Genomic DNA, 23,167 nt, shown 5'->3' on the forward strand with positions numbered 1-23,167 from the left:
CAGGCAGAACGGCACCGCTCCGGTGAGAGCGCGCGCGATCCTGGGCGGTGCTGCGATCCTCGGAGGGATCGTCCTGTGGCAACGCCCCTCGCTTGACCACGACATTGCAGGCTCAAATCCGTTCGGCTGCGCCTCGACGAACGACGGCTCGGTGTGCGATGCCGTCGCCGGTATCTCAAAGGTGATCCACTCGCCCCTGATCCCTGCGAGCCTAGCCGCGCTTCTTCCACCGCCCGAAACACTGGGGGCGGTCGACCCCGCCATCACCCTGGCCAACATCGACGAGACGATCTGTCGCCCGGGCTACGCCCGGTCGGCACGACCCGCCTATTCGATCACCGGGCTGCTGAAACGCCGCATGATGGATGCGCAGCATCCCGGCGAGCGCATGGTCGATTACGAGCTGGACCATCTGATCCCGATTTCGATTGGAGGCGCGCCGCTCGATATGCACGACCTCTGGCTTCAACCGCGCCAGGGCCAGGCTCATGCCGGCGACAAGAACGTCCTGGCCTATGTCCTGTGGCGGCTCGTCTGCACCCATCATGTGCCACTGCAAACCGCACAGCGCGACATCAGTCACGACTGGACGCAAGCGTACCAACTTTACGCGACGCCCGAGAACATCGCGAAATACCATTTCCGACATCCCGAGCAGAAGCGTGAATAGCGTTTATCAACCGGGCGGTTTCAGCATTCCACTTCAGCCAAGGAGAGTATGATGCCTCAGAATATCGCAGAGTTTCGGATCATCGGTCGGATTGGCAAGATTACGTCGCGTGAGAAAGTGAAGTACGTCAGCGTTGCGGCCAATTATAACCGGCGCGACGGCGAGGAGTGGAAGACGGATACGCATTGGAACAGCGTGGTGTGCTTCTCGAATGTCGCTTCCCAGGTCGACAATGCTGGTAAGGGCGACCTTGTTCACATCACCGGCCGCGTGCGTGAAAGCCAGCATGGCGAAGCGAACGACACGACCTACCGGACCGAGTTGATCGCAGATACATTTTCGGTCCTGACTAAGGCTGATACCGAGGACTTGGATAGCTGATGGGACGCGGGGGCGCCTTTGGCACAGCTCTATCGGCGCTGCGCCCCGACCGAGCCCGCACACGGTGTCGGCCCTGTCGGGTAACGATCCTCGCCTGGCCGGGAGGGCGCGCTTTGCGCGCCCTCCCGGCCCTCGCACCAAATTCAACCGCACGATGACGCACTACACGCGACCTGAATTGCTCCTCGCGGCACTGCTCGTCGTCATCGTCCTGGCCGCGATCGCCGAGGTAATCCCGCGCACGCCGCAAGTACGCGCCAAGGCGATGCTCACCGAACGCGAGCGCGCCGCCCGAGGCATCATCAAGCGCATCCTTTCCCATGCCCGCGTGCACGTGCAGGTCTCGATGGGCGCGCTCCTACAGCCTAAGGCCGGCTTCGGTCGCAAAGAGGCGATGCGTACCCGCACTAGGTTTTTCCAGAAGATCGTCGACGTCGTACTCGGAGATCGCGCATTCGGTGCATCTTCGCGTTGGTCGAGCTGGACGATCGCAGCCATGATGCCTTGCGCGATCGGAAGCGTGACGCGATGACCGCTTCGGCCGGCTACCGCACCATCCGCCTTCCTGCGGGAAGACTCTCCATGACCGATATCGCAACGCAGCTTCTGCCCCTCCAATCAAACAACGCCGGTACGTTCGTCAGTGCGACGCGGAGCGGCGCATGACCGATCAAATGAACAGGACAAGGTCCGCGCTGGACGGCGATTTTCTCCTTTCGTTCTCGTGGCGCATGATTCAGAATCGGTGCCATGCCGATCCGTCCGGAACATCGCTGGCTCTACCCGATCGACTGGCCGGAGATCAGTCGGATCGTGCGCTTCACGCGCGCAAACGGGCGCTGCGAGCATTGCCAGCGCCCCCACGGACGCCGCGCCACGCTGCTGCGGGGCACCGATGGCGTCTGGTGGGATACCGAGATCCACGCCTGGCGCGATGGTCGCGGCCGCCAGCTTCGCCGCCAGCCCGGCTTCGTGCCGCTCGAGGCGATCGGGATGACGCGCACGCCGGTCTACCTCGCGACCGCCCATCTCAACCACGACCCGACCTTCAGCGGCCCGCGCTGGCGCAACCTCGCAGCGCTCTGCCAGCGCTGCCACATGATCCACGACGCGGCCGAACATCGTCGGCGCCGCTGGTGGAACGCCTTTCGCCGACGCGCGATCGGCGACCTGTTCTCGGGTCGTTACAGCTAAACCCCTTTCGCGACCATGCGGACGCGGGCGGCCATCGCCGCCTCAGAGGGGAGGATGCCGGTTGCTCTTCGGTTCAATGTCTCCGGAGGCACCCATGACCGAAATCCATCAAACCCACAGGACGATCGCCATGGCCCGTCTCCCGCTAGACGCTGAGGTCCGCGCCAAGGATATCGTCGAGAAGCTCGGCGGAATCTGGCGCGGCACGCGCGGCGAATGCCGTTGTCCAGCGCATGACGACGGCTCTCCGAGCCTGTCTGTCCGCCTGGGGGACACGGCAATCCTGTTCCACTGCTTCGCCGGTTGCACGACGATCGAAGTCCTGAAAGCTCTGCAGCGCCGCAAGCTCCACGATCGCGCAGCCGTGTCGATGCCCGAAGCGAGCCCCAAGCGCGACATGAGCGCGCTCGCGCGCCGGCTCTGGAAAGCCAGTCAGCCGATCGCCGGCACGCTCGCCGAGGAGTATCTCCTCGCACGCGGCCTCTCCGGCCCGTTCCCCAAGTCGCTGCGGTTCAACCCCGCGACCATCCACGGCTCCGGGCCGTCCAAGCGGACGATGCCCGCCATGATCGCGGCCGTCGAAAACGATATGGGCGTCGTCGCGGTGCAACGCACGTTCCTCGATCCCGACAACGTGCTGCACAAGCCGATGCCCAAGCCCAAGGTCTCGCTGGGCCTGCTCGGCACCGCGGCGATCCGGCTGGCGCCGGCGACGGACGAACTGGGCTTCGCCGAAGGCATCGAGGACGCCCTGTCGGCGATGGAATGGTTCGGTACGCCAACCTGGGCCCTGGGCGGCGTCGAGCGCCTCGCCTTCGTCGCCATACCTGCGAGCGTGCGCCGCATCATCGTCTATGGCGATCGCGGACGGGCGGCCGATCGACTGCTCGGCAAGGCTCGCAACTATCTCACCGCGAACGGCCGCGAGCTGGTCAGCCGCGTGCCTGCGCATCACGACGATTGGAACGACGCCTGGAAGGCGTATCAAGCATCGGCCAAAGTGGACCCACGGTCATAACCGGCACGACCCTGCTTCAAGCCCCATTAATGGGTGCACAATAAATCTGTGTCGCCTATTTTATGGGTGTACGAAATCACGATGGAAATCGGGTTCGATCCCGCCAAGGAAGGCTGGGAATATCGCCGAGCACGGCGTGTCCTTGCAAGCTACGGAAGGATTTGATTGGGACACGGCATTCGAGCGCGAGGACGATCGCTTCGATTACGGAGAGGTCCGCTTTGTCGCCTTGGGGATGATCGGTGGTCGCCTGCATGTGCTGGCTTTTACCGAAGGCTCCCATGACGACGCGGTTCGCGCCATTAGCCTGCGCCCGGCAGAAAAACACGAAGTGAGATTCTATCATGGCCAAGTTTGACCCGGAGATTCACGGCGACAATCCGCCGATGGACACAGCGTTCATGGCCGGAATGAAGCCGTCCTCGCGCGGGCGACCGAAACTGGAAAACCCCAAGGTGGAAGTCAAAATCCGTCTCGATGCCAAGACGGTCGCGTATTTGCGGGGTAGCGGCCCCGGGTGGCAGACCCGTGTGAATGCCTTGTTGGAAAAAATGGTGACGGCCGGACAAATTTGAGGGCGTGGTCGCCGCGCCCTCTGGCCCGGTACGGTACGGAGTTTATCGTCCATGACAGGGCGAACCTGCGCATGAGCGCAGGCAGAGGAGAGGGAGCCTTCGGCTTGTTGATCCGGTGATGAGCACCGGGCGATAAAACCGGAGGCCCTCGATGCACACTTCAGCCGCAGTTCTCGAACTCGATTTCACCGAACCGTCGATCACGGCCGCCAAGGTGGTCGCCGACACCATCGCTGGACAAGGATCGCTGCAACGCGACACGCTGCTGTGGGTCATGGAGCAAGCCTATGGCGGATCTTCGGCCGACGGTCGCTGGTCGCTTCGCGACGCTTACGACATGCTCGAACTCGCCGAGGTCATGTACCTGGCGAAGGCCGACCTGCCATCCACTCCGGGCGATTGCCTTGCCGCACTGACCGCGCTGGTCGCCGGCCTGCCTACGCATACCGCCCGCAGCCAGGAGCAAATCGAGCTTCAGCAATTCTCGACCCCCGCCCCGATCGCCTACCTCGCTGCGCTCGCTGGCAGAATCGCCACCACGGATCTGGTTTTGGAACCGTCTGCCGGCACCGGCCTGCTCGCCGCCTTCGCGCACCGCGCCGGTGCCCGCCTGGTTCTTAATGAGATCGATCCGGCCCGCGCCGAAATGCTTGCGGCCGCCTTCCCGGGCGTCGCTGTCACGCGCCACGACGGCGAGCTGATCCACGATCTACTCGAACCAACGATCCGGCCCACGGCCGTCCTCATCAATCCTCCCTTCTCGCGCAGCATCGGTCGCCACGCCGGGATCGCCGCGCTGGAGCTGATCGCGCGCGACCTGAAGATGCAGGGGCTCTACGTCTCGCGCGCGCTGAGCTTCGTCGGCGTCGAATACGATATCCTCGAACACAAGCTGACCGCCGACCAGATCGAGGTCTATGACGCCTATGCCGATGCGTGGGCGATCATCCACAGCAACCTGCGCGCGGCGCTGGACGCGACCCGCGTGACGGACAGCTTCTCGAACGACACCTATAACAGCGGCGCCAAGGCGGCCGCACTGTCGATCTTCGAATCCACCAAACAGCGGTTCTTCTGCCAACTCCTGATCGGCATGAAGCTGCCCTCGCTGGTGCCTGCTATCCGCGCCGATCTCGCGCGTGGCGAGAGCGTCGTGATCCAACTCATCTCGACGTCCGAGGCGATGCTCAACCGGGCACTCGCCGCGCTGACGGTCGAGGAGCGCGCCAATCTCGACATCGAACTTTCGCCGAGGGAGTTTCTCATGTCGTACCTCACGGCCGCCTTCCCGGTCCGGCAGATGAAAACCTTTGTCGACGAGACCGGCAAGACCCGCTCCGAACCGATGTCCGACGAGGACGGCCGCCCCGTCTTCGCCCGAGAGGCGCTGGAGATGCGCGACAATCTCCTCGAGCAGCTCTGCGCGCTGCCCGTCGTCGGATCCGCGCTCGATCATATCATCGGGCATTTCGGCACCGACGCGGTTGCCGAGGTGACGGGGCGAAGCCGGCGCGTCATCATGGACGTGGCAGGCCGCCAGCGCGTCGAAAGCCGCTCGCCCCGCACCAACTTGGCAGAGACCGACGCCTTCATGCGGGGGCAGAAGAAGATCCTGATCTTCTCCGACGCTGGCGGCACCGGCCGCAGCTATCATGCGAGCCTGACGTGCGAAAACCAGTCGCGCCGCAATCATTACCTCCTCGAGCCGGGCTGGCGAGCTGACGCCGCCATCCAGGGGCTCGGACGCACGCACCGCACGCATCAGGCGACCGCCCCGCTGTTCCGGCCGGTGTCGACCGACTGCCGGGGCGAACGCCGCTTCATCTCGACGATCGCACGCCGGCTCGACAGTCTGGGCGCGCTTACCCGAGGCCAGCGCCAAACCGGCGGTCAGGGCCTGTTCGACCCGCGCGACAATCTCGAAAGCGACTATGCTAAGGAATCGCTCGAACAGTGGTTTCGCCTGCTCGCCAATGGCAAGCTGCGCTCGACCACGCTGGACGAGTTCCAGAAGCTGACCGGCCTCGAGCTGGAGGGCGAAGGTGGCGGGCTCAAGGAGGAGATGCCCCCGATCCAGCGCTGGCTCAATCGCATCCTCGCGCTGCGCATCGCCATGCAGAACGCGATCTTCGACGAGTATCTCGGCTTGATCGAAGCGCGCATCGAAGCAGCGAAGGAAGCCGGCACGCTCGATCTTGGGGTCGAGAGCATCAACGCCGAGCGTATCACGATCCTCGATCGCACGGTGATCCGGCGCGACCAGACCAGCGGCGCCGAGACCGAGATCCTCCGATTAGAGACCGAAGAACGCTACAAGCCGCTCGCGCTGGATCGCGCTTTGCGGACCCTCGGCGACGACGCCCGCCCGATCGTCAACCGCAAGTCGGGCAAGGCGGCTATCCGGTGCAGCACCTACTCGCTCACCGACGACGACGGCGAGATCGTGCGCCGTTACGAGCTTGTCCGCCCCACACGCACCGAGCGGATGCGGCAGGATCTTCTCCTCGAGACGATGTGGGAAGATGCGAGCGAGGCAGAGTTTTCCGCGCTCTGGCAGGCCGAGGTCGAGGAGATGTCGGGCAAGACCCGCACCAACACGCTCTACCTCGTCACCGGCCTGCTCCTGCCGGTCTGGGACCGCCTGCCCGACGATCACGTCCAGGTCTGGCGTCTGAATACCGATGACGGCCAGTCCTTCCTTGGCCGCATCGTCCCCGCCCCGCTCGTGACCAAGCTCGCGGACGCCTTCGGCATCGCGGCCACCATCACCGTGTCGGGTGCCGAGACCGCCAAGCACGTCATGGGGACGGCTGAGATCACCGCGCTCGGTGCGTACCGGCTGAAGCGCAGCCTGGTCGCAGGCCAACAGCGCCTCGAATTGCTCGACTGGCCGCACACGCGGTTGGCCGAGCTGAAGGCGGCCGGATGCTTCACCGAGATCATCCAGCACAAGACGCGGATGTTCATTCCCGTCGCGACGGCCGCGACCGTAATCGACCGCATCACTGCCTGACCCGAACAGAACTCTCTCTCCACTCACCAAAGGGAGGGGAGGGAGCCTTCGGCTTTGTGAGCTTGGAGGACCAGGCTCGCGTGACCGCGCGACGCGGCGCGCTATTTGCAAACGGAGACGACCGATGATCCAGTCCGTGAAGGTCAAGAACCTGTCGCTGTCGAAGGACAATGTCCGCAAATCCAATCGTGACGCAGGGATCGACATCCTCGCCGCCAACATCGCTGCCCAGGGGCTGTTGCAGAACCTGATCGTCACTCCGCTCAAGAAGGCGGGTACGTTTACCGTGAAGGCGGGCGGTCGCCGCTTGCGCGCTCTCCAGCTCCTCATCGAGCAGGGCATCGCCATCAACACACAATACGCCGTCATCACCGCCGAAGATCACGACAGCTCGGTCGTCGTCGTGAATGAATACGACCCATTCGCCTGACCAGATGGGGGCCGAAAGGCCCCCACGCCTTCGACAGGCGCAAAGTCTCAGGGGCAAGGACGGGCATCGAGCCCGTCATGACCCCCGCGCTGGTCGCGCGGCCGCGGCACCGTTCAGAGAATTGCTCATTTGTCCTTTGACACCAAACCCCACCGCTAGCAGCCGGGGCACCCCGTGGCGGGTCATCATTGTGTGACAGGATTTTTCACCATAACGCCGCATTTTGACACTGCTTGGTCTTTGCCCCTCGCGCGCTGCGCCTGCTTTCTCGAAAAGGATGCGGTTTTAGGAAAATAGCGAGGCGCTGGTCGTTGTCGTTACGGACCTGTAGACGGGGGGTCCCGATGCATTCGCCATATCGCCCGATACAACGACACAAGCCCGAACCATCGACGCCTCTCGAATCCGTGTTGCGAAGGTCTGCCGATCTAAACGCATGGACAGCGGCCGCTTGGATCACTGCTGTATGGGCATGTCTAATCGTCTTGGACGGCGTGACGGGGCCACATTTTTCGCTGAATCCGCTCTACCTCTTGCCGTTATGCCTAACAACCTGGTGCTTCGGCAGGGTGGCAGGGTTGACCGAGGGCTTGATCACCGTTGTCATTACTCTGTACTTAAACGGCTTCGGTGATGGCCTTTCGGCTCAAGCTTCGTCCGTTCCGACCACGACCGCTGCGTGGAATGCCGGAATGAGAACGTTCAGCGTTGTTTTCATCATTTTGCTTGTCAGCGCCTTCCGTCGTACGTTCGACCGAGAGCGCGCGAACGCGCTGGTCGACCCCCTTACGGGATTGGGTAATCGCAGGTCGTTTCAGCGCGAGTGCAAACGCCTCGAATTGTCAGCCCTACGTGATAATCGCATACTATTGTGCGGCATAATCGACCTCGACGACTTCAAAGCGGTGAATGATCAACACGGGCATGCTGCAGGCGACGAGGTGCTTCGCGTCGTAGCTCAGGCGCTCATCTCGGCTGTTCGACCTTATGACGTCACCGCTCGCTTGGGCGGCGATGAATTCGCATTCTGCATGGCGGTACGTGACGAAGCATCGGCGGAACGGAAAGCGGGTAGCATCCACCGATCGCTAATTGCTGCGATGAACGCCTCCGAATGGAGAGCAACATGTAGTTTAGGTGCCGCAACAGGAATTAGCGTCGAACACATCTTAGACTTCGCCGACAAAACTATGTATATGGCAAAGAGTACGGGAAAGAGCTCCTGGAAATTCTTAACGACGTAAACCTGTTTTACGGAAAATCAATTTTCATGCGCTAGCACTGACGGCACGGGGGCTTCGCCCCTGTTTGCTCATCGCCTGCAAGTGACGACGATCAACTCCACGCTGTCCTGACGGGCGGCAGCTCTTCGAACGCTTCGAGCAGCCTGTGCTCACGCAGCATTGTGGTCCACTGTCCGCCATAGGTTCGTGACGCCAGATAGAAGGTCGAGCCGTAGCACTCGACCATCCGGCAGCGCTCCAGCTTGTCGACCAGCGAGTAGTTCGCGCCGTGGCGAGCAACGACATCTTCCATCTCGACGCGCATCAACGTCCCGCATTGGCAGCAGCGCGAGCGAACCAGCGCCTTCATCCGCAACATCGTGCCGACGTTCTCCATCCAGCGAGGCCAGAGAGCGACGATGTCGGCAGACGTTTCCATGGCTGCGACGATAATCCCCCGGCCCGGCATCGTCCACCGGTTTGGGATCGGCCGGTCTCTCACTCGCCGCCACCCGAGGGGCCTTTCGGGCTCCCACGTCCTCGCCGAGGCGCTTTCACGCGCAAGTCCGCAAGCGGACTTCTCCACGGCGTTTCGACCCTGCGGGTGCGCGAGCCAGCTATGCCTCGGCGGTCCTGTCGCCTGTCGAAGGCCCCGATTGGCGGGTCAGACAAGGAGACCGACATGGCCGACCAGACCTCCAATTCCGAACGGCCCAAGGGTGGGCCTACCGAGATCGCGCGGCTCAACGACTGGCTTCGCCAACATATCACGGCCCCAGGCAACAACCGCGTGGTGATGACCTGCGGTATCGCCGACCTGATCGGCGACGTCAGCCTCTTGCGTGGTTTCCGCAGACGTGCCGAGTTGACCCGCGCCGTGCGCGACTACGACAGGTTCGATGACGCGATCGACCCGCACGGCGAGCGCGACATGGGCCGGTTCGAGTTCGAGGGGACCGCCTGCTACTGGAAGATCGATTACTACGATCTCGACCTCACCGGGGGGGCGGAGGATCCGGCCGATCCTTGTCTGACGACGCGCGTCCTCACCATCATGCGCGTCGACGAACGATGACGCAGACCGCCCCGGCGCACTGGCGTCGGGGCTCGTCCCTATCTCGCGAGAGGATCCCAGCATGACCGTCGAAGCGATCAACCCGATCAGCGCAATCGAGCGCACCCGTCGTCACCATGAGGTGGACTTCGCACGCGGCAGCGTCCGTCACGAAGGCGGCATCCTCTCCGACCAGATCGAGCAGCGGAATGCCCGCTACATCGCCGGTGAAATCGACAGCGACGCGCTGACCGCCGCGATCCTGGCATCTCAGAGCGTCCAGTTGCCGTGATGATGCGGAGGCAGAAGGAAGTGCGCTGTGTGGCGGCCTCCCCTGCCCCACCAACGTCGGAAAGGCTCTGTCGTCGACGCCCCTTCATCGTGACGACCGGGCGGGGCCGGCGTCAAGGATGCGCGGTGCCCCCAATTTTGACGCGGCCTGCGTTTTTGCTGCGCTTCACTACGACCACGACAAAATCGGCACCCCCACGCCCCGCTTCGCGGCCGCTTCGCGGTCCTGTGACCCCGACCCCGCCCGATCGTCAGCCCGCCTCTGTCTCAAGCGAACAGAAGGAGGATCAGATGAACATTCAAACCGCACGCACCCAGGCATGGCTCGCGGAGCTGGCCAGCATCCAAGCGGAGATCGCGGTACACGGGATGCCCCCAGCACCCCGGCCCGCTCACAGGCGGACCCGCAAGCTCAAGCCGCTCTGGGGAGAGTGAGCGCAAGACGGGGTGGCGCTGCCGCCCCGCTCTCGTCATGTCTCACGCAGACCGAACCGCACGCACATCACATTGTTCAAGGCTCTGGAAGTCCGTTAGTGTATCGGACGATCAGGCCACCGAGGTTGTAGAGGCATTTTGAGGAGCATCTGTCGGTGAAGATCAAGGAAGCGAACGCACGGCTGGAAGCGCAGATGAAGGACCTTGAAGCCCAGCAGAAGGCGCAGACATGGCTCATCGGGACGCTCGGTTCCGTGATCGCGATCGGGGTGCTGCTCTCGGCACTGTCACCGATCATCACCAAGATGATCCGCTGAAGCAAAAGGAGGCGCTTCGGCCTCTCCCTTTTTTTGTCTCGCTCTGCTCCGACCTAGCGGACGATCGGGATCTCCGCCAAGCGTGTCGTTCATACCGGGCTTTTTTGGCTTCCGCTTCGTATCGAACGCGCGCGCGCCGAACCCCCGGCGCGGCGTTCCAACGGTCCCACGCCCGAACCGATCGTTGTGCCTATCCATAGCGGCCAGCAACCCGCGCGCGCACGAATCCTGGACGGCAAAGATGTCCCCCTGCCCCGCGGCTTGCGGCAGCAGTTCCTCGAGCAGAACGCCGCACTTCGTATAGACGCCCCCGGGCTGAAACATCGCCTCCATCGTCTTGGCTGCAAGGCCGACGATGATGCGCGGATCGTTACTGAGCGGCGACATCCGGGTCTGGCGGCTCGCCGAGGGCATATGGGGCCGGTAGCGCCGTGCGCAAACACGATCGGCCACGTCGCTACCAGCTCTTGGTGACGGATCTTCTCGGCCGCGCGGGTCGCGCGCCGCACCATCGCCTCGCGAAGCGCGTCGAGGCCCGTCACCGGCACGCCAAACTCGCGCCTCACCGCCGTCGCCTTGAGGCTTCCGGCTCCGGCCTGAAGCCGTCGCACTCGACGCCGTTCAACTCGCGAACCAGGCGCTCGAGAACGACGGTCCCCACATCACGCGCGGACGCCGGTGCCATCGCCACCAGATCGGCCGTCGTGCGGATCCCGAACGGATGCAGTCGCGCCGCCAGCGCCGACCCTATAGCGGCCGCGCAGCGCGCGGGCGCGCGGTTCGGGCGGCCACCGAGCATCGACGATGCACATTGGGCTAAAGCCAAGGAATATCGGGAAGCCGACCCCCCCCCTGCCCGGATCAACGACATCGCCGTTTTGATCGGCGTCAGCCGGCAAGCAATCTAGCGGCGCTTAGAGAGTGACAAGGCTCCCGCGGCTTCCTGGCGAACATGTTCACGAAATGAGCATGTAACGCAAATTGTACATGCGCCCCATGTGATCATTCTCCCGACGCGGAACGAGTACCGCGCGTGAGCGTGCGCCACACGCGCATCATGTGGAACACGCGGCACCTGCGCGCGTGTGGAACGTGTGTAACATGTGAACATACGCAACGCGTATAACACGCGTTCAACGTCAAATCTTCACAACGTGCGGTACTTGTGTAACATGTGAACACGTACCACACGTGTAACAGGCGTCACACGTGGCTCTTGTACAACGCCGATACGCGTCTGACATTTGGATACAAATTACGTGTGTAACACGTGGCACACGTGGCACACGTGGCACACGTGGCATACGTGGCCAACGTATAACGTGCGCAACGTGCGCAACGTGCGCAACGTGCGCAACGTGCGCAACCGTGCGCAACCGTGCGCAACGTGCGAAACGTGTGTAACATGTGAACACGGGCTACGCGTGAAACACGCGGCACACGTAGCGTTTGTACGACGTGCGGGACATGTGTAACCTGCGAAACAACGTACACATGTGCAGCTGTCGTCAGCGCACACCACCGGAGCCATTATGCCCGTAATCACCATGCTATCGCCAAAGGGCGGTGTCGGAAAAACGACGACAGCCCTGATCCTGGCGACAGAGATCGCCGCGCAGGGATCGAGCGTCGTCATGATCGATGCCGACCCGAATTTTCCGCTTGCCCGATGGGCGAAGAAGGATGGGAAGCCCGACACTATCGAGGTCTTGCCCGAGATCGATGAAGACGAGATAATCGGCACAATCGACGCAGCTCGGAAGCGGGCGGACTTCGTGATCGTCGATCTGGAGGGAAAGGCAAGCGCACGCGCGACCAGTGCGCTCCTGATGTCCAATCTTGCGCTCATTCCCATCCAGGGATCGGAATTAGACGCCGTGGAGGCAGCGCGGGCATTTAAGGTCGTCCGCAACGCCGGGACTGCCCGCGAGCGTCCGTTGCCTTTCGCGGCGGTCCTTACGAGGACGCCTGCTTCGCTTCGGCTTTGGACGCGCGACCTGAAAGCAGTCGTCGCGAATCTGCAAAAAGCCGGCATACCTATGATCCCAACTGCACTCGCGGAACGCGGTGCATTCCGCGGTCTCTTCAGCATAGGCGGTACGCTTGCTGAGATGACAAACGCGGACGTGGGTTCGCTAGATAGCGCACGAATTAACGCAGCCGCTTTTCGCGATGACGTTCTGGCGCTGCTCGAGGAAGGGGCTGCTGCATGACCGATAAGGCCGTACCGGGTTCACGCCGATCCATCGCCAGCTTCGCGGCCGATGATGACATTCCAGTCCCGACGCCCGAGCAAATCGTGGCCGCAAAGGCGGGCGGGGAGGGGCTTGGCTTTCGTTCAGAGAAAGCGACGCCATCAGCGCCCGCCCGGCCTACGCCGAAGCCCAGACAGGCGACATTTACTGACGCGATCCATGTTCGTGCACGCCCCGAGGATAGACAAAGGTTCGAGGATTTCGCGTACCGGCAGCGTCTCTCGAAGGGTGACGCGATGACCCGGCTTCTCGACTTCGCTGAGAAGGAAGAAGAGCGCTTGGCCGCCCCGAGCGACAAGTAGAGACGCGACGGCGCGCGACGATGATACCCGAACGACGCGCCCAAACAGGTTCAGTGAACCGCCAACGGCCAACGGGACCGTTCGGCAATAGCTGAACGAAAACGAGTCGGGCACGATCGCTGGCGCAGGACATAGAGGAGGTGGTCGACGCACATAAGCAGGCGTCGCAGCACCGATAACAGGGCTAGCCCCGCGTCCGATCGCTGCCCATTAAGGTAGAGGAATGACGAGGCCCAGACCGTCGCAACGAACGGGGAGGCTTGCGTGGGTCGGTGGCGAAGAGTGCCCGGTACGCAAGCGACGGGTTTTATCAGCTGCGCGCGACCGATGCGCACAGATGCCTCAATGCGTTTCTTCAGGCCTGGCGAAACGTAAAGATGCCCCGAACCACGGACTGTGGATATGACCGAACGGCTGCCGATTGGGTCTGAGACCTAGCCAGAAGCGGGGAAGCGGTGAGATAGGCGCGCAACACCCAGCGACGCCAATTCAACGGGGCCGAGCAGCTCCAGTTTTAGTTCGTGAGCAATCCCACGAAGCGCGGCAGAGGCGTTCTGATGCGCACCTATCAATCGATGTGGCTCGGCTTACGTTTCGAATTAAGGATACGCCCAGAGATACAATAAGCGCCATCGTTCGACATGTCCGGCTAGGGATTGGAGGGTTTTGACGACGGTCGTTCCGGTCTGGGGCCTGATGAAATACGCTCTGCCGCGACCCCAAGATTACGAAGGGCGTCAACACGCTTCGTGGAGCCGTGCGGGCCCGTTTTGCGGGGGGAGTTGTAGCGCAGCGAGAGTCAGGACGTAGAAATCGTGGCAAGGTGTTGAGCGACAGCCGCAGCGCCGTGGGTTGAGATGGCTGTAGCGATGGAGCGAGCGTCTGTCTTTTCCATCGACGGGATTTTGACGCGATCGAGAGCGGCAAGCAGGGCAGGGCGGCCGGCATCGCGTGCAGCAAGTTCGGCGACCTTTTTCTGTTCAGCAAGTGCGGCGAGTTCTTCACGGAGAGCCTTTTCCCGCGCTTCGATGGTGGTGATGTCGACTGTCTTGGAGGAGGTTCGGGCCATGAAATGTCTCCGAGTTTTAAGCGGGATCGATCGCATAATGTCCGAGGATGGCTCAGATTGCTAGACTGATCGATTGGACCGGGATCGCTTCAAAACCAAAAACAAAGAGCGCGCGCCGAAGGTGCACCTTTTGCCCTTTGATCGACAGCAGACAGAAATGCGTTTGCCAGATTTGTAGGGCTGAAGCAGCACAGTTGCCCCGCCTCCGCGTTCGTGACATGCTGTAGTGCTTAGGGAAGGAGCCGAAGGTCTGTGGGGGATTGGTTTAAGGTATGGCAGGATATGGCTCATGGCACCAATGTCGGACATTGGCGTATGAGTCTCCGCTGCTCGGGGCTTTCAAGATGAAGGTTACGGTCCGGCTTAGCGACGTTCTCACGGCCGAGATCGATCGTATCGCCGTGGCGTCTGGACAGACGCGCAGCAGCTGGATCACAGCCGCGTTGACGCAAGCAGCGCTTACACCAGAAAGCCGCAGCGTGCCGGTCATGCCGCTGCAGGGCAGGGGCCATCCCGACGATTACATTCGGGTTACCGTCCGTCTGAACCGGAGTGAGATCGAAGCGATCGACACCGTTGCGGCGCCGATGCGGCTGACCCGCAACGAGTGGATCAAACGCACGATCCGCTGGCAGCTTTGGGACAGGGCCGCGCTGCTGCGTCTCGCACCGGCAACGCAAACGGAGATCGGCAAAGTCCGCAAGCAGGTCCTCGCGATCGGACGAAACATCAACCAGGCGGTCCACGCAATGAACGCGGCGAACCAACCGGAAAGCTCGCTCGACATCGCGCGTATCGCGGGCTCCTTCATGGAAACATGCGCCGAGTTACGCACCCTTCTGATTGAGGCCCGGCGCACGCTGGCATCCTCGATCGGTGGTGAAATCGGGTACTGGACCCGCAAGGATAAGGCACCGGGCGAGTGAGTTTGCGGCTATCCTCCGGCACGATGGATTCGATGGCAGGCGTCTTTGCGCCTCCCAAAAAGTACCGCATGGGATCGGGGGGCGGCAGCGCCAAAGGCCCGAAGACCGGGGGCACGATCCTCGGCATGGCCGTCGCATCGATGTTTCCGAAACCGGCATCATCGTCGGCTGGATCGCGCCCGAGCGCGCAGGCAAAACATGCGTTTGGAGGCGGATCGCAGGCCCGCATGAATACCCGCGCCGTGATGACGGCCGACCGTACTTCACGTCGCGCGCCAGAGGCCGTTGTGCGGATCACCGGGCGTCAACATGGCGGCGGCCATGTGCTCGCGAACTTCTCCTACATCAGCCGCCTGGGCCACGGCGATGAGAGCGAACTGGGTCTGGAAACGAGCGAAGGCGAGGTGCTGCGCGACGGGCGTGACATGCAGTTGCTCGCCCAAGAATGGCACGGCTGGGAGATGGATGGTGACGCTCGGAGGAAAGGGGCGACGTCGATTTCCATGATCCTTTCGATGCCGACCGGCACCGATCCGGATCGCTTGAAGGACGCCGCGCTCGACTTTGCGAGGCAAGAATTTGCCAATCGATCATGGGTCGCGTCGCTCCACGTCGACCGCGAACATCCGCACGTTCACCTCACGATCGCGCGCCGCGATCACGATGGCCGACGCTTCCATCCGGACCGCGAAGATCTCTTCCGGTATCGCCAGCGGTTTGCCGAAAAGCTGCGGACCCGCGGCATCGAGGCAAACGCCACGCCCGCCAGGGCGCGTGGCATTGACCCTATGCACGAGCCAATTGCCGCGGTGAAAATGCGTGAAAAGGGGCAGGTGCCTGAGATCGACAAGAGCCGTATCGCGCGTGCTGAACGTCTTCGTGCGGAGGGTCGCGAAGACCCCGTCATAGCGATGCTGGCCAGCCGGCAGGCAATCGTTCGCGCTACCTACTCACGCTCGATTGCGGAACTCTCGACGTCGCCTTCAGCCGTCGATCAACACGTCGCTCGGAGCCTCGAGCGGTTCGCCGCCACGATGCCGGAGCCCGAACCAAACTCGGTCAGGGCAATGCGCCTGGCGAGCGAGAAGGTCGCCGAGCCGATCGTCGCTGCACCTGTCCGACCGCCTGTTCGTATCCCCGACGCCTCGGTGTCGCCCGCCGATACCGGCCTCGACATCCTCAAGGCGCTTCATCACAAAATCGCTGCGCCGGAGGTTCAACCCAAGGCGCGTCCCGGCGATACGATGCCGACGCCAGCCCAGTCCGAGGACAGGGCAAATCGTATTCGCGATCTGAACAAAAAGAGCCGAGCCGAAGCGGGGAAGGATGACGATCCAGATCGCGCCGGCACGCTCAGCGATCGTCTCCGAGCGATCACCGAGAAGATCGGCGAGCCCAGTCAGCCGATCGATGTGTCACGCCACGACGAGATCGTGAGGAAGGCCGAGGAGCAGAATCGCGAGCGGCTCGATCGTGACCGTTCAAAGGATAGGGGTGGGCCCAGCCGATGACTTCAGACGCATCAACCGTCGCGATCGCCGCGCTCATGGACGCCGTCTCCCTGCTCCGGGGCGAAGTGGCGGCACTGGCGAGAAGCAACGCGCGTATCGAAGAGTCCCAGGAGCAGCTACGTCGCCGCATCGATGTCATCGACACCGGCATCGCGCCACTTTGCGACGTCGTGCCGTACCAAGAGGCTATCCTCGCAAAGACGGTCGACGGTCACGCTGACACGCATGCGTGGCTCAAAGCTCTGGCCCCGGTTCTACACAATCTCATCGAGCGGTCCGACGCCGATCGCGTGACGACACGCTCGCTGCATCAGGACATCATCCGGACTCAGGAAATCGCTGGCGCCGGTGAGAAGGGGACCGCTGATATCGCCCTTGGCCTCGAGGTGATCGCAGGCCGATTGGATGTGGCCGCAAGTGCTAACCGGAAGGACCGCAGGGCAGGGGTCGCAAAAACCCTGGAATTGATCGGTTTCACCCGCGCAGCTGTGTTGGGGCAACGCGGCCCGCTGCCGATCGATGTGGAAGACGACCCCTTGATGGAACGGTTCATCCTCGCTCAACCGGCCGACCTCTCATCCAACGAACGCGCCCTGGTCGACTGGCGAAAGGCAATCGCCGGCACCAGCGCGGAGGATCTCATCACGCTTCTTGAAAAGCAGCAGACCCCTTCACCGACGGACACCCCAGAATCACGCCTCCTTCGGTATCGCCTCGCCGCCATCACACGCGCGAAGATCGAAGAGCGCGGAGCAGTACCGCCACCACGGCCGACGACGACCCGGGCGACGGATCGATCAGCCGGCAGTGGCTTCTTGCGATCCCAGGAACTCGCTGAGCTATGGCGTCAGGGTGAAAGCACAGAACTTTACGCCGAGTCCGAACTGGCGGGCGCGATCGATCTGTTCGATGCTCTTGAGGAGAAGCTCGAACCTACATCGGGGGACGTCGTACAGCCAGAGCTGACCGCGCTTCACCGCGACCTGGCCAAACGTATCGAACTCGGCGAACGGCCATCGCTCGGTGAGAGCCGCTCCACGACGCAACACGAACCCACCATCACGGTGGAGCCGGTTAAAGACCGTTAGGGTCGCTGCTGCGCTGACCGGCCGCCACTGGTAGCGAAAGGCGGAACGGTCAATTGAAACGCGCGACGATCAAACGCGTGTCGAGCGTTCCAGCAACCGATCGATATCAGCCATGCTCGCATCAAGGGCGGCCGTAGCAAGGGCCAGCGGCCCATCGCCCAGAATAGCGGGTTGCTCGACGATAAGCTGACGTTGCGTCGGCTGGATACGACCGCCAGCTACAAGGGTAACAAGGCCGGCACGGGCGAGCGCGTGCGCCTGGATATCGGCCCCGGCTCGAGACAGACCCAGCGCCCGTGCAAGCTGGATCCGCCGCAGCGGGCCAACCGCCACGATGAGCGCCCACGCCTCGCGCGCACGGGCGTTGCGGGATAGGCCGGCAAGCGCCTCGATACCGCGAACGCAGCGCCGGTTGATGAGCGTGAGGCGGTCGAAGCCACCGCGCGCGGTGTGTTCGCAGTGCTTGACGAGGGCCTCGGCGCGCTCCTGGACGGTTAAATCGAGGCGGAAGACGGCCCGCGGAAGCTGACCTGCAAGCCCAGGCACGACACCCGCATTGTGGCTCAGCAATGCCAGGTTGAGCGCCCAACACCCTGACGGTGGTGCCGCGACATGGCGGTGCAGCGGTCCACCCGGCAGGTCCAGCATGGCGTCATGGCCCTGATGCTCGGCAAAATTGGGATGGTCAAACAGTATGTCGACAGCGCCAACAGCTGGCGCGATCGACTGCAAAGAATGATCGGCATCAAGCCCGGCGAGTTCGAGCGCGATAGCAAGTGGGCCGGTTGTCGACGCTGCGAGCAGAGCGATCTGCGCGGTATCGAGCAGCGCGAGCTCATCGGAGGCGAAACGCCGGGTCGCATCGACCATGCGCGCCAGCGTGGTGGCGGGTGCTGCGATCGCGGGCACGCCATGATCAGCAAGCCATAAGAGCACGGCGTCACGACGCGGGTCGTCAGTGAAAAGAACTGTGTCGGCGTCGATGCTCTCCTGATGGGCAAGACCGACATCGCCGACGCCCGCATCGCGTCGGTACGCGCGCCATGCCTCAGCAACAGTCGCGAGACCGCCGAGCCGGTTGCATTCGGCCGTGGCAAATCGCGTTGCGCCGGTCAGGCACCCCAACGCGTGCGCCAACAGGACGAAATCGTGACGTACCATGGATTGTTGGATAATCTAGTGATCGACGATTTACTAGGCACTGCTATTCGCATATTTCAGGCACTATCCATAATCGATGCTTATGGTAACTACGGCGATATGCTACACAGGCGGAATGCAGGTAAATCGGACCAGCTGGAAGGTGCCGCATGAGCGAGATCGTCGTCCATCGCACCGACGGGGAGGGGCTTCCGGTCCGGGCGCGGCGTGGGATCGTCGAGCCGATCGATGCCCGCGTTACCCGGTTGCTGGGTCTTGCGCTGCCCGCTGATGCTGGCCCTGTCAGCGAGATCGGCTTCGCCGCACAGCTTGGCGCTATGGCAGCAGCGAGCAAGGCGGCACTAGCGTCGGACCTGGCCTGCTATCTGCGTTGGTGTGAGGACACCCGTGTCGCCCCGCTGCCGGCCGAGCCCGAAAACCTGGTCCGCTACATCGCCATGCTCGAGACGCGGGGCGCCAAGCCGGCGACGGTCGCCCGGCGGGTTGCCAGTCTTGCCACCGCACACGGTCTGTCAGGCCTGCAGGAGAGGGGGCATGCGCCCACGAGCCACGTGATGGTCCGTGCGGCGCTCAAGGGCCTGCGCCGGCGTCGCGGCGCTGCGCAGCGCCAGGCGGCCCCGTTGCGCTTCGGGGCCTCGCTCGATCCCCATACCAAGGGGTTCACGCTGACCGCGCTGCTCGGCGCCTGTGGCGGCGATCTGCAAGGGTTGCGCGATGCCGCCCTGCTGTCGCTCGGTTACGACGCTGGATTGCGCGTCAGCGAGCTCGTCGCGGTCACCGTCGCCCATATCGACCCGCACAGCGATGGTTCGGCGCTCCTGTTCATTCCGTCGTCCAAGACCGATCAGGAAGGGCAGGGGGCCTGGGGTTGGCTGTCTGCGGACACGATGCGCCGGGTCGGCGCCTGGCTGGTAGCGAGTGCCATCACCGAGGGGCCGGTCTTCCGCCGCGTTGGGGTTGATCGGCGCCGTCTGCGCGCCGCGGTTCCGCCGATGGCGTACGAGGCGATCCCGGGGCACACGCGGCACTGGCAGGAGAAGCTGAAGGGCAAGAAGGCCGAACCGGCGCGGACGGTGTATACCGTTGGTACCGCGTCGCTAAGCCGGCAGGGCGTCAACGGCATTTATCGGCGGGTGGCGCTGAGTGCGTTCGATCAGGGGCTGGTAGAGATGCCGATCGCGAAGGCTGAGGAGGCCGCGCGCGCTTTGTCGAGCCACTCGCTGCGTGTCGGCCTCACGCAGGATCTGTTTGCGGCCGGGGAGGACGGCGTTGGCATTGCACAGGCGCTGCGCTGGTCGTCGCCGTCGACGGCACTGCGCTATGGGCGGAAGCTTGCCGCCAGGAGCAATGTTGCGGCGCGTGTACTCTCTCGCATTAGGAGCTGAAGGCGAGGAACCGACGGCCCCATCGGCTTGGCAACGTAGTAACGCGATTGAACGCCTATCGTCGATCACATCAGCAAGGGGTTTGAATATCGACTATGTAATCATCAATCGAGTTCTCGTCGGATTTTCGGATCAAATTCCGGAAAACTTAAACAACATTCAAAATGGATGTTTTAATATGCCAGTTTTATTGAAGCTTTAAAGGAATATAAAGCTGCGTTGTGATAGTCTCTGTTTCCATGGGACTTTCTGAAACCGATCCATATCATGGAGGCGATGATACAGTAACCGTACTGATTCATCTTCAGAACGCCATTTTGAAAATGATTGCCAAGGGTGCGGGGCTCGCACCAACGTGTACCACGCTGTGTGTACAAGTAGAGCGGATACTCCCGGAGGTAATCTGTTCGGTTTTAACAGTCGATGTAGCAGGCCTGCTACATCCGCTGGCCGGGCCAAGCCTACCGGAAGCATATTCCCAAGCGTTGGATGGCCTGTCCGTCGGCCCGTTAGCCGGCTCCTGCGGTACTGCTGCCTATCTGAAAACAGATGTTACGGTCGTTGATATCGAGACCGACGTCCGCTGGGCGCAGTTCAAACACCTTGCACGTCCGCACGGGCTGCGCGCCTGCTGGTCCAGTCCGATATGTGATGCAGACGGTCGCGCGATCGCGACATTTGCTTTTTACTATCGCAGCGCCCGAGGACCCACGGCCTTCGAACGCGAGGTAGTAGCTAGCTGCGTTCACCTCACGCAAATCGCTATCGAGCGACATGAGCGTGTTCTCGAGCACCAGCGCCGGGCCTTTACCGACGCCTTGACGGGTTGCCCCAATCGGGCTGCGTATCATGCCGCACTTTCCAAACTTGAAGGCGCTGCGGTCGGCAGTTGGGCGCTGTTCGTGCTGGATCTCGATAATCTCAAGGTCGTGAACGACACGTTCGGGCATCATGCGGGTGACGAGCTTCTTCAGATTGCCAGCGACAGGATCTCAGCAGCAGTCACCCCCGGACGAACGTTTCGCGTCGGGGGCGACGAGTTTGCTGTCATTCTCCAGGCTACCGATGCCCTTCGTGACCTGGAGAAGATCGCGGATGAGGTTCTAAGCGCGCTCTCGGTTGCTGCCGACTGCGGCGGGCATAGCATCGTCCCTCGCGCTACCATCGGAGGCGCTACGTTCTCATCGGACGACGCCGGGGTTGGAAGTGTTCGGCAGAATGCCGACTTTGCCCTCTACCACGCCAAGGAAACCGGTCGTGGTGGTTTTGTGCGATACTGGGCAGGGCTCCGCTCGAACATGACGCGGCGCATGGGCGCAATCAGGGACCTGAGCGCGGCTTTGCGAGAGGACCGGATCGAGGCCCATTATCAACCGATCTTCCGACTAGACACGCGCGAGATCGTCGGCCTGGAAGCGCTTTGCCGCATGCGCATCGGCGACAATCTGGTCTCGGCTGCCTCTTTTCATGAGGCGACTGCCGACGCCCAGGTTGCGACCTCGCTCACTGCCAGGATGATGGCTCTTGTCGCGGCTGACCTACGCCGTTGGCTGGATTTGGGTATTCCGTTCCAACACGTCGGTATCAACGTCTCGTCGGCGGATTTGAGTGGCGGTGCCGTAGGACAGGTTCTAGCCGCAGCGCTCGAGTGCGAACGGGTCCCTCTCACTCACGTCATCCTCGAGGTAACCGAGACGGTGTACATGGGCCGCGGGGACCAAGCGATACAGCAAGCGATCAGGGCACTTCGCGCTGACGGCATACGGGTCGCACTGGACGATTTCGGAACGGGTTTCGCATCGCTGACGCACCTGCTCACCGTTCCCGTCGATGTCATCAAGATCGACAAACTGTTCGTTGACCACCTGGAACCCGACGGTGTTAGCGTGACCATTGTCGAAGGCCTGATCCGTACCGCGAAAAAGATGGGCATCAGGATCGTCGCCGAGGGGATAGAAACTGAAGAACAAGTCGAACAGCTTCGCGCGATCGGCTGTGCGTTAGGGCAGGGGTACATCTTCTCGCCCGCGGTCAATCGCGATACGACGACCGCCCTTCTCCTTGAGCATGCGCAGGGCATCGCGCGACCGCCGATTGAGACGCGATCTGGCGTAGGCTGATTGACGATCCAGCGCTGAAAGGACTGGAGCACTCAGCAGCAGGGTCGGATCGATGAATTGCCGCAGCGGCGTGTTGCCGCGGATCGTCGGCGGATGATCACCGCGTTTATCAGGCCTTACGGAACAGACAGCGGTCCCGGTAACTGCCGAGGGAACCACGTCAGGAGGGCGTCCGACAGCGCTGTAGCGACAACTGAGGGATCGCCAGTTCGTGTGCCGCTAGCGCGCACCGTGGTCGCCTGCCCCGTCCATACGACGTGATTGTCGCGGCGCAGCGATACCGTCACCTTGAGACGGGTTACGATCAGCCCGCGCAATTGATCCTTCCCCGACGGCAAAGTCAGCGACAGGCCTCCAAGGCCCGCTGCCATGCCCGGCCGGTCTGATCGATCGTTGCCGGACCTGACGACGCCGCGCTGTGTCTGCGATACCTCAACCTTGGCAATGTAAAGGCTGTGGTTCGGGTCGGGCAGGGGCAGGAATGGTGTTCGAAGAAGGGTTCGCTGAACGGCGTCCGTGAACGTTCTCGTGATAGCGGAAGACGTAGTCGAACTATCAGCAGCCACGATCGCTATCGTGCCGGGCCTCACCGCGGTGGTGGCAACCGGCGATTGCATCATGGCTGCTGCCGCAGCGAGAGGAAGTACGTACATCCAACAAGGTCCGATGCTTTAAGAGGCCTTTTGATATAGCTCGGCACGTCGGAGGCATGTGATTTCCCGTCCCAGTCGCGGTCTTTCGCCTCGGTT

General features: G+C 62.6%; 23 protein-coding genes and 2 pseudogenes. 20 read left to right on the forward strand and 5 right to left on the reverse strand.

The genetic code is table 11. The annotated features are described in order from the left end of the window. Positions 1 to 22: 22 nt before the first annotated feature. The 10 genes and pseudogenes from C8J42_RS17950 to C8J42_RS17995 all read left to right on the forward strand — a co-directional run bounded on the left by C8J42_RS17950 (position 23) and on the right by C8J42_RS17995 (position 8,525). The gene (locus C8J42_RS17950) at positions 23 to 670 is read left to right on the forward strand and encodes a hypothetical protein (protein WP_243644587.1); all 648 of its coding nucleotides are present in this window, start codon (positions 23 to 25) and stop codon (positions 668 to 670) included. 51 nt (positions 671 to 721) lie between these two features. After that, positions 722 to 1,051, forward strand: coding sequence for a single-stranded DNA-binding protein (locus C8J42_RS17955; RefSeq protein WP_165895551.1), 330 nt, complete (start codon positions 722 to 724; stop codon positions 1,049 to 1,051). 154 nt (positions 1,052 to 1,205) lie between these two features. Next, entirely contained in the window at positions 1,206 to 1,583 is a 378-nt protein-coding gene (locus C8J42_RS17960; protein ID WP_133021201.1) for a DUF2726 domain-containing protein, read from the forward strand. Between the two features lie 218 nt (positions 1,584 to 1,801). Further along, the gene (locus C8J42_RS17965; protein WP_133021202.1) at positions 1,802 to 2,245 is read left to right on the forward strand and encodes a hypothetical protein; all 444 of its coding nucleotides are present in this window, start codon (positions 1,802 to 1,804) and stop codon (positions 2,243 to 2,245) included. A gap of 130 nt (positions 2,246 to 2,375) precedes the next feature. Next, positions 2,376 to 3,263 carry a toprim domain-containing protein gene (locus C8J42_RS17970; RefSeq protein ID WP_165895552.1) on the forward strand — a complete coding sequence of 296 codons (888 nt, stop codon included), beginning with the start codon at positions 2,376 to 2,378 and terminating at the stop codon, positions 3,261 to 3,263. A gap of 136 nt (positions 3,264 to 3,399) precedes the next feature. Continuing rightward, on the forward strand, positions 3,400 to 3,621 hold the full coding sequence (locus C8J42_RS17975; RefSeq protein WP_243644588.1) for a BrnT family toxin: 222 nt from the start codon (positions 3,400 to 3,402) through the stop codon (positions 3,619 to 3,621). Beyond that, positions 3,608 to 3,838, forward strand: coding sequence for a BrnA antitoxin family protein (locus C8J42_RS17980; RefSeq protein ID WP_133021204.1), 231 nt, complete (start codon positions 3,608 to 3,610; stop codon positions 3,836 to 3,838). The genes C8J42_RS17975 and C8J42_RS17980 overlap by 14 nt, the downstream gene beginning before the upstream one ends. A gap of 151 nt (positions 3,839 to 3,989) precedes the next feature. Beyond that, entirely contained in the window at positions 3,990 to 6,851 is a 2,862-nt protein-coding gene (locus C8J42_RS17985; protein WP_133021205.1) for a strawberry notch C-terminal domain-containing protein, read from the forward strand. Positions 6,852 to 6,975: 124 nt separating this feature from the next. Continuing rightward, positions 6,976 to 7,233: pseudogene (locus tag C8J42_RS17990) on the forward strand (ParB/Srx family N-terminal domain-containing protein); the annotation flags it as partial. A 638-nt stretch (positions 7,234 to 7,871) separates the two neighbouring features. Then, complete coding sequence (locus C8J42_RS17995; protein WP_165895553.1) at positions 7,872 to 8,525, forward strand: GGDEF domain-containing protein; 654 nt, start codon at positions 7,872 to 7,874, stop codon at positions 8,523 to 8,525. A 91-nt stretch (positions 8,526 to 8,616) separates the two neighbouring features. On the opposite strand, the gene C8J42_RS18000 is transcribed toward C8J42_RS17995, so the two are convergent. Further along, the gene (locus C8J42_RS18000; RefSeq protein WP_133021208.1) at positions 8,617 to 8,943 is read right to left on the reverse strand and encodes a hypothetical protein; all 327 of its coding nucleotides are present in this window, start codon (positions 8,941 to 8,943) and stop codon (positions 8,617 to 8,619) included. A 243-nt stretch (positions 8,944 to 9,186) separates the two neighbouring features. Between C8J42_RS18000 and C8J42_RS18005 the strand changes: the two genes are divergently transcribed. The 3 genes from C8J42_RS18005 (at position 9,187) to C8J42_RS20540 (ending at position 10,601) form a co-directional block, all read left to right on the forward strand. Then, a complete protein-coding gene (locus C8J42_RS18005) occupies positions 9,187 to 9,579 on the forward strand; it encodes a DUF3768 domain-containing protein (protein ID WP_133021209.1) in 393 nt (130 codons plus the stop codon). A 61-nt stretch (positions 9,580 to 9,640) separates the two neighbouring features. Then, on the forward strand, positions 9,641 to 9,850 hold the full coding sequence (locus C8J42_RS18010; protein ID WP_133021210.1) for an antitoxin VbhA family protein: 210 nt from the start codon (positions 9,641 to 9,643) through the stop codon (positions 9,848 to 9,850). A 589-nt stretch (positions 9,851 to 10,439) separates the two neighbouring features. Further along, positions 10,440 to 10,601: a hypothetical protein gene (locus tag C8J42_RS20540; protein WP_243644589.1), complete on the forward strand. Its 162-nt coding sequence runs from the start codon at positions 10,440 to 10,442 to the stop codon at positions 10,599 to 10,601. An 89-nt stretch (positions 10,602 to 10,690) separates the two neighbouring features. Here C8J42_RS20540 and C8J42_RS20370 read toward each other — a convergent pair. After that, positions 10,691 to 11,352 (reverse strand): annotated as a pseudogene (locus C8J42_RS20370) (type VI secretion protein ImpB); the annotation flags it as partial. Positions 11,353 to 12,133: 781 nt separating this feature from the next. Here C8J42_RS20370 and C8J42_RS18025 point away from each other — a divergent pair. Then, positions 12,134 to 12,814, forward strand: a complete 681-nt coding sequence (locus C8J42_RS18025; protein ID WP_107955753.1) for a ParA family protein — start codon at positions 12,134 to 12,136, stop codon at positions 12,812 to 12,814. Next, positions 12,811 to 13,158: a hypothetical protein gene (locus C8J42_RS18030; protein ID WP_133021211.1), complete on the forward strand. Its 348-nt coding sequence runs from the start codon at positions 12,811 to 12,813 to the stop codon at positions 13,156 to 13,158. The genes C8J42_RS18025 and C8J42_RS18030 overlap by 4 nt, the downstream gene beginning before the upstream one ends. Before the next feature lie 799 nt (positions 13,159 to 13,957). On the opposite strand, the gene C8J42_RS18035 is transcribed toward C8J42_RS18030, so the two are convergent. After that, the gene (locus C8J42_RS18035) at positions 13,958 to 14,227 is read right to left on the reverse strand and encodes a hypothetical protein (RefSeq protein WP_133021212.1); all 270 of its coding nucleotides are present in this window, start codon (positions 14,225 to 14,227) and stop codon (positions 13,958 to 13,960) included. 344 nt (positions 14,228 to 14,571) lie between these two features. Between C8J42_RS18035 and C8J42_RS18040 the strand changes: the two genes are divergently transcribed. The 3 genes from C8J42_RS18040 to C8J42_RS18050 are packed head-to-tail and all read left to right on the forward strand — an operon-like array spanning position 14,572 to position 17,752. Beyond that, positions 14,572 to 15,153, forward strand: coding sequence for a hypothetical protein (locus C8J42_RS18040; RefSeq protein ID WP_133021213.1), 582 nt, complete (start codon positions 14,572 to 14,574; stop codon positions 15,151 to 15,153). 23 nt (positions 15,154 to 15,176) lie between these two features. Then, positions 15,177 to 16,664, forward strand: a complete 1,488-nt coding sequence (locus tag C8J42_RS18045; RefSeq protein ID WP_243644590.1) for a relaxase/mobilization nuclease domain-containing protein — start codon at positions 15,177 to 15,179, stop codon at positions 16,662 to 16,664. Next, entirely contained in the window at positions 16,661 to 17,752 is a 1,092-nt protein-coding gene (locus tag C8J42_RS18050) for a hypothetical protein (protein WP_133021214.1), read from the forward strand. Before C8J42_RS18045 ends, C8J42_RS18050 begins: the two co-directional genes overlap by 4 nt. 69 nt (positions 17,753 to 17,821) lie before the next feature. Here the strand turns inward: C8J42_RS18050 and C8J42_RS18055 are convergent, their stop codons facing one another. Then, positions 17,822 to 18,913 carry a hypothetical protein gene (locus C8J42_RS18055; RefSeq protein WP_165895555.1) on the reverse strand — a complete coding sequence of 364 codons (1,092 nt, stop codon included), beginning with the start codon at positions 18,911 to 18,913 and terminating at the stop codon, positions 17,822 to 17,824. Between the two features lie 149 nt (positions 18,914 to 19,062). Here C8J42_RS18055 and C8J42_RS18060 point away from each other — a divergent pair, with 149 nt between their 5' ends. Both C8J42_RS18060 and C8J42_RS18065 read left to right on the forward strand, forming a co-directional pair. After that, a complete protein-coding gene (locus C8J42_RS18060; RefSeq protein WP_133021216.1) occupies positions 19,063 to 20,298 on the forward strand; it encodes an integrase in 1,236 nt (411 codons plus the stop codon). A 239-nt stretch (positions 20,299 to 20,537) separates the two neighbouring features. After that, complete coding sequence (locus C8J42_RS18065; RefSeq protein WP_133021217.1) at positions 20,538 to 22,418, forward strand: EAL domain-containing protein; 1,881 nt, start codon at positions 20,538 to 20,540, stop codon at positions 22,416 to 22,418. A 116-nt stretch (positions 22,419 to 22,534) separates the two neighbouring features. On the opposite strand, the gene C8J42_RS20235 is transcribed toward C8J42_RS18065, so the two are convergent. Next, positions 22,535 to 23,071: a hypothetical protein gene (locus C8J42_RS20235; RefSeq protein WP_165895556.1), complete on the reverse strand. Its 537-nt coding sequence runs from the start codon at positions 23,069 to 23,071 to the stop codon at positions 22,535 to 22,537. Positions 23,072 to 23,167: the final 96 nt, after the last annotated feature.

The sequence above is a fragment of the Sphingomonas sp. PP-CE-1A-559 genome (genome assembly GCF_004340965.1).
GTDB lineage: Bacteria > Pseudomonadota > Alphaproteobacteria > Sphingomonadales > Sphingomonadaceae > Sphingomonas.

Bases quoted from the DNA above. Each gene is read 5' to 3' on its own strand.
- C8J42_RS18025 (WP_107955753.1), top strand. From the start codon at position 12,134: ATGCCCGTAATCACCATGCTATCGCCAAAGGGCGGTGTCGGAAAAACG.
- C8J42_RS18065 (WP_133021217.1), top strand. From the start codon at position 20,538: ATGGGACTTTCTGAAACCGATCCATATCATGGAGGCGATGATACAGTA.
- C8J42_RS17980 (WP_133021204.1), top strand. From the start codon at position 3,608: ATGGCCAAGTTTGACCCGGAGATTCACGGCGACAATCCGCCGATGGAC.
- C8J42_RS20235 (WP_165895556.1), bottom strand. From the start codon at position 23,071: ATGTACGTACTTCCTCTCGCTGCGGCAGCAGCCATGATGCAATCGCCG.
- C8J42_RS18045 (WP_243644590.1), top strand. From the start codon at position 15,177: ATGGATTCGATGGCAGGCGTCTTTGCGCCTCCCAAAAAGTACCGCATG.
- C8J42_RS18030 (WP_133021211.1), top strand. From the start codon at position 12,811: ATGACCGATAAGGCCGTACCGGGTTCACGCCGATCCATCGCCAGCTTC.
- C8J42_RS17955 (WP_165895551.1), top strand. From the start codon at position 722: ATGCCTCAGAATATCGCAGAGTTTCGGATCATCGGTCGGATTGGCAAG.
- C8J42_RS18035 (WP_133021212.1), bottom strand. From the start codon at position 14,227: ATGGCCCGAACCTCCTCCAAGACAGTCGACATCACCACCATCGAAGCG.
- C8J42_RS17985 (WP_133021205.1), top strand. From the start codon at position 3,990: ATGCACACTTCAGCCGCAGTTCTCGAACTCGATTTCACCGAACCGTCG.
- C8J42_RS17965 (WP_133021202.1), top strand. From the start codon at position 1,802: ATGCCGATCCGTCCGGAACATCGCTGGCTCTACCCGATCGACTGGCCG.
- C8J42_RS18010 (WP_133021210.1), top strand. From the start codon at position 9,641: ATGACCGTCGAAGCGATCAACCCGATCAGCGCAATCGAGCGCACCCGT.
- C8J42_RS18040 (WP_133021213.1), top strand. From the start codon at position 14,572: ATGAAGGTTACGGTCCGGCTTAGCGACGTTCTCACGGCCGAGATCGAT.
- C8J42_RS17960 (WP_133021201.1), top strand. From the start codon at position 1,206: ATGACGCACTACACGCGACCTGAATTGCTCCTCGCGGCACTGCTCGTC.
- C8J42_RS18050 (WP_133021214.1), top strand. From the start codon at position 16,661: ATGACTTCAGACGCATCAACCGTCGCGATCGCCGCGCTCATGGACGCC.
- C8J42_RS18055 (WP_165895555.1), bottom strand. From the start codon at position 18,913: ATGGTACGTCACGATTTCGTCCTGTTGGCGCACGCGTTGGGGTGCCTG.
- C8J42_RS18000 (WP_133021208.1), bottom strand. From the start codon at position 8,943: ATGGAAACGTCTGCCGACATCGTCGCTCTCTGGCCTCGCTGGATGGAG.
- C8J42_RS17970 (WP_165895552.1), top strand. From the start codon at position 2,376: ATGGCCCGTCTCCCGCTAGACGCTGAGGTCCGCGCCAAGGATATCGTC.
- C8J42_RS18060 (WP_133021216.1), top strand. From the start codon at position 19,063: ATGAGCGAGATCGTCGTCCATCGCACCGACGGGGAGGGGCTTCCGGTC.
- C8J42_RS18005 (WP_133021209.1), top strand. From the start codon at position 9,187: ATGGCCGACCAGACCTCCAATTCCGAACGGCCCAAGGGTGGGCCTACC.